Origin of the sequence: Burkholderia sp. MSMB1498, from assembly GCF_001526245.1 — a bacterium.
Taxonomy (GTDB): domain Bacteria; phylum Pseudomonadota; class Gammaproteobacteria; order Burkholderiales; family Burkholderiaceae; genus Burkholderia; species Burkholderia savannae.
On record NZ_LOYJ01000036.1, the window covers coordinates 129,131 to 142,266 of the forward strand.

The 13,136-nt window shown below is 67.8% G+C and carries 10 protein-coding genes; 6 read left to right on the forward strand and 4 right to left on the reverse strand.

The annotated features are described in order from the left end of the window. The first annotated feature begins 102 nt into the window (after window positions 1-102). The 3 genes from WS91_RS37895 to WS91_RS07715 all read left to right on the forward strand — a co-directional run bounded on the left by WS91_RS37895 (window position 103) and on the right by WS91_RS07715 (window position 1,712). Window positions 103-711: a helix-turn-helix domain-containing protein gene (locus tag WS91_RS37895; RefSeq protein WP_331458326.1), complete on the forward strand. Its 609-nt coding sequence runs from the start codon at window positions 103-105 to the stop codon at window positions 709-711. A gap of 254 nt (window positions 712-965) precedes the next feature. After that, on the forward strand, window positions 966-1,418 hold the full coding sequence (locus tag WS91_RS07710; RefSeq protein WP_059670041.1) for a GNAT family N-acetyltransferase: 453 nt from the start codon (window positions 966-968) through the stop codon (window positions 1,416-1,418). A gap of 75 nt (window positions 1,419-1,493) precedes the next feature. Beyond that, on the forward strand, window positions 1,494-1,712 hold the full coding sequence (locus WS91_RS07715) for a DUF1653 domain-containing protein (RefSeq protein WP_038752445.1): 219 nt from the start codon (window positions 1,494-1,496) through the stop codon (window positions 1,710-1,712). A 606-nt stretch (window positions 1,713-2,318) separates the two neighbouring features. On the opposite strand, the gene WS91_RS07720 is transcribed toward WS91_RS07715, so the two are convergent. Continuing rightward, window positions 2,319-3,530, reverse strand: a complete 1,212-nt coding sequence (locus tag WS91_RS07720) for a winged helix-turn-helix domain-containing protein (protein WP_059670042.1) — start codon at window positions 3,528-3,530, stop codon at window positions 2,319-2,321. 470 nt (window positions 3,531-4,000) lie between these two features. Beyond that, entirely contained in the window at window positions 4,001-5,398 is a 1,398-nt protein-coding gene (locus WS91_RS07725) for an MFS transporter (RefSeq protein ID WP_038752439.1), read from the reverse strand. Between the two features lie 512 nt (window positions 5,399-5,910). Here WS91_RS07725 and treA point away from each other — a divergent pair. Then, window positions 5,911-7,620 carry an alpha,alpha-trehalase TreA gene (gene treA / locus WS91_RS07735; protein ID WP_059578722.1) on the forward strand — a complete coding sequence of 570 codons (1,710 nt, stop codon included), beginning with the start codon at window positions 5,911-5,913 and terminating at the stop codon, window positions 7,618-7,620. Window positions 7,621-7,765: 145 nt separating this feature from the next. Here the strand turns inward: treA and WS91_RS07740 are convergent, their stop codons facing one another. Next, the gene (locus WS91_RS07740) at window positions 7,766-8,656 is read right to left on the reverse strand and encodes a helix-turn-helix transcriptional regulator (RefSeq protein WP_059670043.1); all 891 of its coding nucleotides are present in this window, start codon (window positions 8,654-8,656) and stop codon (window positions 7,766-7,768) included. A gap of 460 nt (window positions 8,657-9,116) precedes the next feature. Between WS91_RS07740 and WS91_RS07745 the strand changes: the two genes are divergently transcribed. Both WS91_RS07745 and asnB read left to right on the forward strand, forming a co-directional pair. Beyond that, window positions 9,117-9,941, forward strand: a complete 825-nt coding sequence (locus WS91_RS07745; protein WP_059670044.1) for an autoinducer binding domain-containing protein — start codon at window positions 9,117-9,119, stop codon at window positions 9,939-9,941. A 217-nt stretch (window positions 9,942-10,158) separates the two neighbouring features. Beyond that, window positions 10,159-12,129 carry an asparagine synthase (glutamine-hydrolyzing) gene (gene asnB, locus WS91_RS07750; RefSeq protein ID WP_038752423.1) on the forward strand — a complete coding sequence of 657 codons (1,971 nt, stop codon included), beginning with the start codon at window positions 10,159-10,161 and terminating at the stop codon, window positions 12,127-12,129. A gap of 44 nt (window positions 12,130-12,173) precedes the next feature. Here the strand turns inward: asnB and WS91_RS07755 are convergent, their stop codons facing one another. Further along, on the reverse strand, window positions 12,174-12,659 hold the full coding sequence (locus WS91_RS07755) for a winged helix-turn-helix domain-containing protein (RefSeq protein ID WP_038752421.1): 486 nt from the start codon (window positions 12,657-12,659) through the stop codon (window positions 12,174-12,176). Window positions 12,660-13,136: the final 477 nt, after the last annotated feature.

Sequence of the window (13,136 nt, forward strand, 5' to 3'; positions counted from 1 at the left end):
CTCGTCTGGCAGAGCGCATCCGAAACCGGCGTCAAGCGGCCCGACGAGCTATATCTCGTCGACGCCGGGCAACCGTTCGACTCACGGATCGCCGCGGGCTCGATGCTGTGGCTCGCCGTTCCGCGGGCGCTGCTTTCGACGCGGGTGGACAGCTTGCACGGAAGTTCGCTGATGTCCGGCACCGGGCGATTGCTTGCCGATCACATCCGCTCGTTGATTCGCAACCTGCCGATACTGACGACCGCCGAGATTCCCGACATCGCCCGATCGACGGCGCGCCTCGCGAACGCGTGCGTGTCCGGGACGCCCGACGCCGTGGCGGAGGCGGGGCGGGAGATCGGCATGCTGCTCAGGCAGCGCGTTCAGCGGCACATCGACGCCCATCTCCTTGCGCCCGACCTGACGCCCGACTCGATCTGCAAGGCCGTGGGCGTGTCGCGGGCCAAGCTCTATCAGCTCTTCGAGCCGATGGGCGGCATCATGCACCGGGTTCGACGCAGGCGGCTCGAACTGGCTCGGCATGTGTTGGCGAATCCGGCGCGGCCGGCGGAGTCGATCGCCTCCGTTGCGTGGAGGCACGGGTTCGCGGACGAAAAATACTTCAGCCGGGCGTTCAAGGCGGCGTTCGGCCACACGCCGAGCGAGACGCTCAAGCAGGCGGGCGTACGCACGCGGTCGCGGCGCTTTTCCGGGCGGGCGGCGTCGTCCTAGCCGCGATCGTCGGCGTCGCCGTTCGCGCTCGCATCGCACGCCGCGCGCACTCACGCACTCACTCACTCACTCACTCACTCACTCACTCACTCACGCCGCGCGAGGCGCGAGCGCGCGGCGCGTCGAGCACGCGCTTCGACATGCATCCCGCACCGCGAAACGCGCGGCATCGTCGCGTCCCTTGTTGAACGCCTGCGCTTCGCGTTATCGTCTAAAACATTCGCCATCGGCGTTTTGTTTTCCGGAGCCCTGCCGTGTCCACCTCATCGACGTCCGCGCTGCGCTTTTCGACCGACAACGCCGAACTCGACATCGACGCGATTCACGCGTTCCTGCGCGACGAAGCGCATTGGTCGACGGGCATTCCGCGCGACGTGGTCGAGCGGGCGATCGCCGGATCGCTGTGCTTCGGCGCGTATCTCGACGAACGGCTCGTCGGCTTCGCGCGGCTCGTTACCGATCGCGCGACGTTCGCGTATCTGTGCGACGTATTCGTCCTGCGCGCGTTTCGCGGCAACGGCTACGGCGGCGCGCTGATCGATCACGTGTTCGCGCACGACGCCGTGCGCGGGTTGCGCCGCGTGATGCTCGTCACGAGCGACGCGCACGGCCTGTACCGGCCCGTCGGCTTCGTCGCCCCCGCGCATCCGGAACGCTGGATGGAACTGCATCGGCCGAACGTGTACGCGCAACCTGAGGCGCGCTGAGTATGTCGGGCGCGCTGCGCTCGTGCGCTCGCCCGCGCATACAATACGCGCTTGCCGATTTTCAGGGAGCGCATCATGACCGAGCAGGAAGCCGAACGCATCGCGACGCATCGTCATTACAAGGGCGGGCTGTACCGCGTGGTCGGCGTCGCGCGGCATTCGGAGACGGAGGAATCGCTTGTCGTCTACGAGCAGTTGTGGCCGAAGGAGCGCAGCCTATGGGTGCGCCCCGAGGCGATGTTCAACGAAACGCTCGACGACGGCACGCCGCGCTTTCGCAAGCTGAGCGGCTGAGCGCGCGACGCGCGGGCGGCGGCCGGGTTGCCTGTGCCGCCGCGATCGAAGGCCGTTCGCGGCGGCGCATCGCGTGCGCGTCGATCCTTGCTCGGCGCGGTCGGCGGCGGGCGGGCCGGTCGCTCGTTTGCGAGAATGCGCGCGGCGTCGATCGGCCGGCGGTTCGTCGGCGAGTCGAACGGGAAGTCGGCGTGTGCGTGGTGGCCGTCTGTTTCGGCGCCGCGGCTTGCGGTGGCGCGCAGCCGTTCGGGACGGCGTGCGGGCGCTTGCGGCCGAGGCCCAACTTTATGCAGTCCGTGCGCGCACGCTGCGGGAAAGCGCGGCGAATCGCATTCCCGTGAAGCGCTTCCTTGTTTCCTTGTCGACGGGCGTCGATGCGAACGGAAAGCGCGACGGGCCGGCACCGGCGACGTTCGTCAGCGCGCGGCGGCGGCAGGGGGTTATCGATGGTTTGCCGTCGATGCGGTTTTCGACTTCGACTTCGATTCCGGCCACGCTTCGCTTTCGGCTGCGGCTGCGGCTTCGCTTACGACCTCGGCGTCGGCTTCGGTTTCCATTTCAACTTCAACTTCAACTTCAACCCGGTCTCGCCATCGTCCGCGTCCGTCATTGCGCGCCAATCGCCCGCGCAATCTCCTTCGGCGCGTTGCCGATCGCGATCACCGGCGTCTCGTGCCAGTCGGCGAGCTTGCGCACCGCGCGCCCGACGTCGGCCGCGAGCCCCGCGCCGAGCCGCACGCCCGGCTCGATGTGCACGGCCTTCAGCTCGAACACGCGTTGCGCGCGATGCGCCTTCGCGTCGACGCGGCCGACGAGCCGCCCGCGATGCAGGATCGGCAGGCAGAAGTAGCCGTAGCGGCGCTTGTGCGCGGGCGTGTAGCACTCGATCGTGTAGTCGAAGTCGAACAGCGCCGACGCGCGCCGCCGGTCCCAGACGACCGGATCGAACGGCGACAGCAGCGTCGTGACCGTCGAGCGCAGCGCGCCGTCGCGCGCGGCGTCGACGAGCGGCGCGAGTGCGCGATGCACGAACGCGTCTTCCTTCCAGCCGTCGACCGCGACGGGCAGCAGCTCGCCCGCATCCGCGCGCGCATGCAATGCGTCGCGATACGAGCGCTTCGGCAGCCGGTAATAGTCGGCGATCCAGTCCGCGCGCACGATGCCGAGCGCGCGGCACGTGTTGTCGACAAGGCGCGGCAGCACCGCGTCGCGCGGGGGCAGATCGCGCGCGTCGTCCCAGTCCGGCAGCACGCGTTCCGCGACGTCGTACACGCGTTGGAAGTTGCGCCGCTCGGCGACCATCAACTGCCCGGTCGAGAACAGCACTTCGAGATGGCGCTTCTCGGGCTTCCAGTCCCACCAGCCGTTGCCCTTGCCGGCGCTGCGCGTGAAGTCGGCGGAGCGCACGGGGCCGTTCGCGCGGACGTGCGCGAGCAGCTCGTCGATTTCCTTGCGATGGGTCGCGTGCCAATCGGCCGCGTATTTCCAGCCCATCCCGACCGGGTTGAGCATTTTGTGGCGCATCAGTCCGAAGTCCTCGGTCGGCAGGAAGCAGGCCTCGTGCGACCAGTATTCGAACAGCCTCTTGTCGGCGAGATGCTCGTCGAGCCATTGCGGCGCATACGGGCCGAGCCGGCTGAACAGCACGAGATACGGGCTGCGCGCGACGACGTGGATCGTATCGATCTGCAACTGCGCCATCCGGCGAATCGCGTCGAGCACGTCGGCCTTGACGGCTTTGCGCCGGGGCGGGGTCAGCAGGCCTTGGGCCGCGAGGTGCAGCGCGCGGGCGGAAGCGATCGAGAGCGGAGCGGTCACGAGCGGCGAGAACGATGCAATGGGCGGACGGATGCGCCACTTTAGCGCGAATCGGCGCGCCGCGCCGTGCGCCGCGAAGCATTGCGGCGCGGGCGTCTGACAATCGTTGACAGAAGTCTGTCGGAAGTTTCCTTATAGTCTCATCGACACAAGTACTCTGCTTCCGACGCACGATACCTCTATGGCACGCAGGGAGCGAGTCCGGACGTCTCACCCCCGTCGAGACGGCCGGAGCAGTTCAAGCGGACATCCATGCGGCTTTCAGCCGGCCCCGAGTGGATGTCCGCCGATTTTTTTGGGGCGACGGATTTTCCGCGGCCCAATTCCGATCGAACTCCGAACTCCGAACTCCGAACTCCGAACTCCGAACTCCGAACTCCGAACTCCGAACTCCGAACTCCGAACTCCGAGCGGCGACGCGAAGCGTTCGCCCGTCCCGATTTCCCGTTTATTTCGCACACCCGATCGCATCAGCCGCGCTTGCCGCGCGCGACTTCGTCGCCCGCGTTCGGCGGCAGCCGGCGCGTGATCGGAATCGACGCGAACGAACACAGGCCGACCACGACAAACGCGGGCCAGAAGTCCGACCAGACCATCGTCGGATGCCCTTGCGCCCAATGCGACACGTGCAGCACGAGCGCCGCGACCGTCACGCCGAGGCCGAGCGACATTTGCTGGACGACGCTGCCGAGGCTCGTCGCGCGGCCCGCGTCGCGCGAGGAGATTTCCGCGTAGATCATCGAATTGAGGCTCGTGAACTGCAACGCGGGGAAGATGCCGCCGACGAGCACGATGAGCCAGATCGCGAGCACCGACATGCCCGGATGGAACACGCCGTACGCGGCGATCGCAAGCCCGGCGAACGCCGCGTTGTACATCAGCACCGTCCGGAAGCCGAAGCGCTTGAGCGTGCGCGGCGCGAGCATGCGCGTGAGCGCGCCGCCGACGGCCGACGCGCACGTGATCGCGCCGGAATGGAACGCGCTCATGCCGAGCCCCTCCTGCAGCGTGAGCGGCAGCAGGAACGGCACCGCGCCGAGGCCGATCCGGAACAGCGAGCCGCCGACGACGCTCGCGTGATACGTAGGAATGCGCAGGAAGCGCAGATCGAGAACCGGCCGCTCGACGCGCCGCGCATACAGCACGTAGAAGCCGACGAGCGCCGCGCCCGTGCCGCTCATCGCGAGCGCGGTGCCGCGCGACACGAGCGCGCCGTCGAGCAGCGTGAGGCCCATCAGCAGGAGCGCGGCGCCCGCGGCGGACAGGATGAAGCCGAACCAGTCGAGCGGGCCGGGATCGAGCTCGTGCGTGTTCGCGATGTGCTTGTTCGCGAGATAGATGCCGAGCAGGCCGATCGGCACGTTGATGAAGAAGATCAGCCGCCAGTGCAGGTACGTCGTGATGAAGCCGCCGAGGAGCGGCCCGGCGGCGGGCCCGAAGAGCGCGGGCACGCTCAGGTAGTTCATCGCGCGCACGAGCTCCGTGCGCGGCACCGCGCGGAAGATGATGATGCGCCCGACTGGCACCATCATCGCGCCGCCGACGCCCTGCACGAAGCGCGCGAACGTGAAGAGCTCGAGGCTGTTCGACGCCGCGCACAAGAGCGAACCCGCGACGAAGATGCCGATCGCGGTGCGGAACACGGTGCGCGCGCCGAAGCGGTCGGCGAGCCATCCGCAGATCGGGATGAACACGCCGAGGCCGACGACGTAGCTCGTGATCGCGATGTTCAGCGTGACGGAGTTCTGCCCGAAGTCGCGCGCCATCGCGGGCAGCGCCGTCACGATGATGTTGGCGTCTACGCTTTCCATGAACAACGCGCAAGCGACGATCAGCGGTGCGAGGAAAGCGTAGATAGCAGACGGCATGGCAACGACGCGCGATAAAGACGTCATTATTGCATCGATTGTTGCAGCATGCTTGCGCGTGCAACGACGTGTTGTCGTCGCGCGTCGCCGGCCGCGCGCGGCCCGGGATCGATGCTCGAGGCGCCGCGCCCGCCGGGCGGCGGCGCCGGCTGCGTCGCCGGGCGGAGCGTCGCGGCGTCGCGCGCGGCGTTCGGCGAGGGCGCCGCGCGCCGCTCGCGCATCCGGCCGTCGCGACGCACGACGAGCTCGCGACCGCTGCTCGCGCCCGCGAAAGCGCTGCCGCAGCGGCGAACGGGCGGGCGCGGCGAGAGCGACGCGACCGCGCTCGACGTGCGCATGCGGCGCGCGATGTCGGGCCATATGTGCGTAATGTGCGATGTACCGCTTGCCTGAACGCGGGTTTTCGTGCGAACCTGCCCGCCGCGGCATACGACAGACAAAAGCCGCGACGCACGAGGCCCGCGCGGCAGGAGACCGTATTGCCATTCATCGCGAAAACGGGAGGAGGAGATATGGTCACGCCGCGGCATCGCCCGCTTCAGCTTCATGTTGAGAATCCGTTCTATCGCCGGCTGCTGAATGCGCCCGCCTGGGTTGCGCTCGTCGCTGCGGCCGGCATCGGCTGCACGAGCGCGACGCTCGCTCGCGCCGACTCATCGCCCGCGCCGGCTTCCGCCGTTTCCGCGGCGGCCTTCGCATCGAGCGTCGCGCCGAGCGCCGCTTCGATTCCGCCGCCGCCTAGCCAGCTCTACGGCGATCTCTTCGTTGCGGTGCAAACCGCGCAGATCTTCGAAGACCAGAAGACCTTCGTCGATTCGACGCCGAACGCCGATCCCGCGACGATCGTCCAGCTCTACCAGCAGCAGAAAGGGCAGCCCGGCTTCTCGCTGAAGGCGTTCGTCGCGCAGTACTTCACGCCGCCGTCGGACCAGTCGGTGAGCCCGCCGGCGAACCAGACGCTGCGCGAGCACATCGACTGGCTGTGGCCGAACCTTACGCGCACGACGGCGAGCGTGCCGCCTTACAGTTCGCTGATTGCGCTGCCGAAACCGTACGTGGTGCCGGGCGGGCGCTTCCGCGAGGGCTACTACTGGGATACGTACTTCACGATGCTCGGCTTGCAGGAGGCGGGCCGCGAAGATCTCGTCGACGACATGCTCGATAACTTCGCATACCTGATCGACACCGTCGGCCACGTGCCGAACGGCAACCGCAGCTACTACGTGAGCCGCTCGCAGCCGCCGTTCTTCGCGTACATGGTGACGCTCGCAGCGAAGGTCGAGGGCAATCGCGTCTATCAGAAGTATCTGCCCGCGCTGCGCAAGGAGTACGCGTACTGGATGCAGGGCGAGCGCACGACGCCGCGCGGCCAGGCGGCGCGCAACGTGGTCGCGATGCCGGACGGCTCGGTGCTGAACCGCTACTGGGACGCGAGCGACACGCCGCGCGACGAGTCGTATCTCGAAGACGTGAAGACCGCGCAGCAGGCGAGCGGCCGGCCGGCGGCGGAAGTCTGGCGCGACTTGCGCGCGGCGGCCGAGAGCGGCTGGGACTTCAGCTCGCGCTGGTTCGGCGACAACCAGACGCTCGTGACGATCCGCACGACCGCGATCGTGCCCGTCGACCTGAACAGCCTGATGTTCAACCTCGAGGCGACGATCGCGAAGGGCTGCGCGGTGACGCGCGATTTCGCGTGCGTCGCCGAGTTCGCCGGCCGCGCCGGGAAGCGGGCGGTCGCGATCAACCGCTATCTGTGGAACCGCAACGGCTATTACGGCGATTACGACTGGAAGCTCGGCAAGCCGCGCGAGAACCTGTCGGCGGCGGCGCTGTATCCGCTGTTTGCGGGCGTCGCGTGGCCGGAGCGCGCGAAGCTGACGGCGAAGAACGTGCAGAAGACGCTGCTCAAGCCGGGCGGGCTCACGACGACGACCTACGATACGACGCAGCAGTGGGACGCGCCCAACGGCTGGGCGCCGCTGCATTGGATCGCGCTCGTCGGGCTGCAGCAATACGGCGAGAAGGCGCTCGCGAACGACATCGGCACGCGTTTCCTAGCCGACGTGAAGGGTGTATACGCGTCGCAGGGCAAGCTTGTCGAGAAGTACGTCGTCGAAGGCGCGGGCACGGGCGGCGGAGGCGGCGGCGAGTACCCGCTGCAGGACGGCTTCGGCTGGACCAACGGCGTGACGCTCAAGCTGCTCGATCTGTACGGCGGCTGACGCATGCCGGAGCGGGTGGAGCGCGGGCGGCGGCGAGCGGCTTGCGCTGCATCCGTTGGTTGCGGATGCAACGATCGCGAGCAGGCAGATGCATGGCCGCGGCTCGCGATCGCGCGCGGCCGGTCGCCGTGCGTGATCACGCGAATCAGATCAATCCGCGCGCCGACGCGAAATAAGTCAGCTGAATCCGGTTCGCGACGCCGAAGCGTTTGCGCAGCTTGCGCAGATGGTAGTCGACGTTGTGTGCGCTGGTGTCGAGCCGTCGGCCGATCTCCTTGTCGGACGCGCCTTCGGCGATGCCGATGAGCAGCTCGCGCTCGAACGGCGTGAGGCGCTCGGCCGCGCGCTCGCGCGACGACGCGATCAGTTGCGGCGCCGCGAACCGGTGCGCCGACAAGCCGAGCGACAGCACCTGCTCGAGCGTCGCCGACGAGATCCAGTCGCGCGAGCGGCGCGGCGCGGTGAAGCTCGCGAACGCATGCATGCGCGTGCCCGGCACGGGCATCGAATACATCACGCCGCTGCACATGTCGTCGTCGTGCATCACGCGCAGGAAGCCGTCGAGCCCGTCCGCGCCGCGCGGCGCGTGGTCTCGCGCGAGCTGGCGCAAATCCCAGACGACGGGCATGCTCGATGCGCGCGAGCCGAGCATCCGCGGATCGACGTCGTAATGGCGGCGCCGCACGTAATCTCCGCGATACGCGGCGGGCGTGAACGCTTCGTGCAGGTACAGGCATTCGGCGTCGTCGCGCGTGAACTCGAGTGCGAAATAGGCGAACGTCGCGAAGCCCATCAGCCGCAGCAGGCTCGTCGCGATGCGGCCGCATTCGGCGGTGCCGCGCGCGCTCGCGAGCATTTCCGCCACGCCCAGGCGCGGCGCGAAGCGCTGCTCGGCATCGGTCGCGCGCCTCGCGTGGCCGCACCAGACGACGTCGATCGACTGCGCGTCGCGTGCCGCGCCGTCCGGGTTCGCGCACGACACGGGCCGCGCGACTGCCGCGGCGGCGGCGTCCTCCTGCACTGCAATGTCCGACATGACGAAAAACCTCGCGGCGGTGGCCCGATGCCGTTCGATCGAACGGACGGACGCGGTGTGCGATCGCCACGTGCACGCTCGTGACGAGCGCGTATGCGGCTCGTGTGCTCGCGACGCGAACCGGCTGCGGCGCGCGCGTTCGCGTGTGCGACGCGGACCCTTCCATCGTGCGCGGCGTGGATGCGCATGTCGTTGCCTCGCACGTCGCAAATGCGCACGGCGCTGACGCGCATGCCGCAGGCGCGCGCATTGCTGACACGCTCGCCTGCGCCCGACATCCGCACGTCGCAACTCGCGCCCTTGTCGCGGGCGAAGGCATTGTACAAAGCGGCACGCTTGCGCGTAATATCCCGTAATACTAACCGCGCAGAGCAGCGCTACGAAAGCGCGAATCAAAGACCACTTGCATGCCGGGGTTCCTGCGCAACAGCGTCACGAACACAGGAAGCCGATTTTCCCCATGACAATTGCCGACAGCGCGCCGCGCATCGAATGGTTCTCGCATGCCGAGCTCGCCGCATCGCGCGGAGAATTCGCGCCGCGCGATGCACATTCTTCCGTCTCGTCGTTCGCTGCATCGCACGATGGGCCGCGCCGCGCGTCGTTCGACGTCGCGGACTGCGATGCGCGCTTGCGCGCGGCCGGCTTCACGACGCTCTGCTACGGCGCATTCGAGCTGATCGGCCAGCAAATGCTCGCCGCATATCTGCTGCGCGAGTTCGCGCCCGTGTCGTTCGTGCGCGCGTACGTCGAAGGCCGGATGTTCGAAGCCGATCCGCGCTTCGCCGAATGGCGGCAGGGCGTTTCGCCGGTCGCGTGGCGGCTCGACGAGCTCGACGCGCACGCGCGCCGCACGGGCGAGCGGCGCATGCTCGCGCTCGTGAATTCGTTGCGTGCGCATGCAATGCACAGCGGCGTGATCTTTTGCTGGCCGGTGCCGCATCTCGATTTGCGCGTCGCCGTGAGCCTCGCGTCCGAGGCGCACGACGCGTGGTTCGACGATCGCGTGATCGGCTGCGCGCTCGCGCTCAGCCTCGACGTGCATCGCGCCGCGCAGCCGCATCTCGATGCGCGCGTCGGCGGCACGCGCGCGTTCGTGCTCGAGGACGGCGAGGCGGCCGTGCTCGAGCGGCTCGTGCACGGCCTGTCCGATCAGGAAATCGCCAACGCGCTCAGCACCTCGCTGCATCGCGTCGGCGCGCAGATCCGCACGCTCGAAAAACGTTTCAACGCGCGCAATCGCGCGCAGCTCGCCTATCTCGCGGCGCGACGTCTGCGTACATGACGAATCGCGCATCGAACGCGTGTTGGATGACGCGGCGCAACAGATCGGCGCATCGTGTACAAAATCGCGACAGCAAAATTAATTTTTCACTGGAAAAAAATGAACGCTGCAAGCCGGATTAATTGACGAATATTTTCTTCGTAATATGCGCCCAACCGACGGGTGCGAGCCGCCCGTCAAGCGATATCCTTTTCACCATTCGAACGAGATATTCGTCATGTGCGGAATCAGCGGCTTCGTGGGCCCTGTCGCATGCGCGCCGGAGACAGCCCGCGCGACCCTCGCGCGAATGACGGATAGTCTCGCGCATCGCGGCCCGGACGATAGCGGTTTGTGGGTCGATCCCGGCGCGGGTGTCGCGCTCGGGCATCGGCGCCTGTCGATCGTCGATTTGTCGGAGCACGGACATCAGCCGATGCACTCGGCGTGCGGCCGCTACGCGATGACGTTCAACGGCGAGATCTACAATTTTCGCGAGTTGCGCCGCGAGCTCGAGCGCGAGCATCGCGCGCCCGAATGGCGCGGTCATTCGGATAGCGAAGTGTTGCTCGCCGCGTTCGCCGCATGGGGCATCGATCGCGCGCTGCAAAAAGCGGTCGGCATGTTCGCGCTCGCGCTATGGAATCGGGAATCGCGCGTGCTTACGCTTGCGCGCGATCGCATCGGCGAGAAGCCGCTCTATTACGGCCGCGTCGGCGGCTCGTTCGTGTTCGGCTCGGAGCTGAAGGCGCTGCGGCGCTTTCCCGGCTTCGAATCGCATGCGGTCGATCGCGATGCGCTGTGCCTGTATTTGCGGCACGCGAGCGTGCCCGCGCCGTACACGATCTACGAAGGGATTCGCAAGCTGCCGCCCGGCACTTACCTGCAGCTCGAGGACATCGAGGTCGAACCGGTGCCGCGCCGCTACTGGTCGCTCGAGCGGGTGATCGCCGCGGGCCGCGCGAATCCGTTCGACGGCGATGCGAACGCCGCCGTCGCGCAGCTCGATCACGTGTTGCGCGACGCGATCGCCGAGCAGTCGGTCGCCGACGTGCCGCTCGGCGCATTCCTGTCGGGCGGCGTCGATTCGTCGGTGATCGTCGCGCTGATGCAGACGCAAACGGCGCAGCCGGTGCAGACGTTCACGATCGGCTTCCATGAAGCGGGCTACGACGAGGCGGGGCATGCGAAGGCGGTCGCGAAGCATCTTGGCACGTCGCACACCGAGCTTTACGTGAAGCCGTCCGACGTGCTCGCGACCGTGCCGCGCATGCCGTGCGTCTACGACGAGCCGTTCGCCGATTCGTCGCAGATCCCGACGCTGCTCGTCTCCGAGCTGACGCGCCGCCACGTGAAGGTGAGCTTGTCGGGCGACGGCGGCGACGAGCTGTTCGGCGGCTACACGCGCTACTTCCTGACGCCGCGCCTATGGGGACGGCTGCGCCGCGTGCCGGCCGCGGTGCGGATGCGGATCGCGGCCGCGCTGCACGCGCTGCGGCCCGATCACGCGGACCAGATCGCCGCGCTCGTGCAGGGCGCATGGAGCGCGTCGGCGCAGCGCGACGCGTCGCCGCGCGTAGGCGACCGCCTGCACAAGCTCGCGAACGTGATGACGGCGGACAGCCGCACGTCGCTGTACCGGCTGCTGATGTCGTCGGTTCATCATCCGGAGCGCTTCACGCTCGCGGGCCGCGAGCCGCAGACGCTGATCGACACGCCGGGCGCGTGGCCCGCGGGCCTGTCGTTCGCCGAGCAGGCGATGGCCGTCGATACGCTCACGTACCTGCCGACCGACATCCTGACGAAGGTCGACCGCGCGGCGATGGCGGTGAGCCTCGAAACGAGGATGCCGTTTCTCGATCACCGCGTCGTCGAATTCGCGTGGCGGCTGCCCGAGGCGCTGCGGATTCCGAACGGGCAGGACAAATGGCTGTTGCGCAAGCTGCTGTACCGTTACGTGCCGCGGCCGCTGATCGACCGGCCGAAGCAGGGCTTTTGCGCGCCTGTCGGCGCGTGGCTGCGCGGCGAGCTGAGCGACTGGGCGGCGGAGCTGCTGAACCCCGCGCGCCTGCGCGACGAAGGCTATTTCGACGCGATGCGCGTCGAACGGCTGTGGCGGCAGCACCAGTCGGGCCGGATGAACTGGCAGCATCCGCTATGGACGGTGCTGATGTTCCAGGCGTGGCTCGAGCGTCAGCGCGCCGAGTAGGCGCGCCGCGCGCGGACTCGGTCCGCGTGCGGCGCGGGCTGCGCTCAATGGTATTCGGCGACGAGCTTGAGGTACGGCGCGGCGGACGGACGCGCGACCGGCGCGATCGGCGCGTTGGGCGCGATCGGTGCGATCGGTGCGGCCGTATCGGAGACGCGCGGTTCTTCGGTGCGCACCGCGTGCTGCGCGTCGTGCGCCTCGACGCGCGTCGTCGCCGCGCCGAACAGCACGAGCCGGTAGCCGACCGAATAGATCGGAATGATCCGCATGTTCTTGTCGAAGTCGAGGCCGAGCTTCGAGCGGATGCGCGACACGTGCGTGTCCAGCGTGCGCGACGACACCGCGAGCTCGCGGCCCCAGACCGCTTCCTGGATCGCCTGGCGCGACACCACCTTGTTCATGTTGTCGAGCAGGAATTCGACGACGTCGAACTCGCGCGGCGTCAGGTTGATCGGCTCGCCGTCGATCTCGATGATGCGGCGGACGAAGTTGATCTTGATGTTGTCGATGTGCAGATACTTGCAATCCATGATGAGCCTCGTGATTCGCAGATAAATGGGCGAACGGTACGAGGGGCTTACTGCAATTGTCGGGCCAGCATGGCGCGATGCAGCGGGAGAGCGCTTCAGAAGGTGTTTTTTTGTCGAATAAGTGCATGAATTGAAAGCGTTTTCATGCGGGTTGGGCGGGTTTGTCGCGGCGCCGGAAATGTAACAATCTGAAACCGGCTGAAGGTGTGTTACGTAGCACGGACGTTCGTGTTACGTCGCCGCGCGCGGCAACGTAACACGCGAGGGGCGGCCGGGGCGTGGCTCGGTCGCCCGGGCGGGCGGCGGGCCGGGCGATGGCATCGACAATCAGCGCTTCGAGTGCGATCGCTGCGCAAGAGGACGGACGGCCGTCTCGCACGCCGAGAAGCCGTAATCGATGGACAAGGGCGGCGGCGGACGGCGCAGCCGCCTGCCGCCGCCCGTCACGCCCGTCACGCCCGTCACGCCCGTCACGCC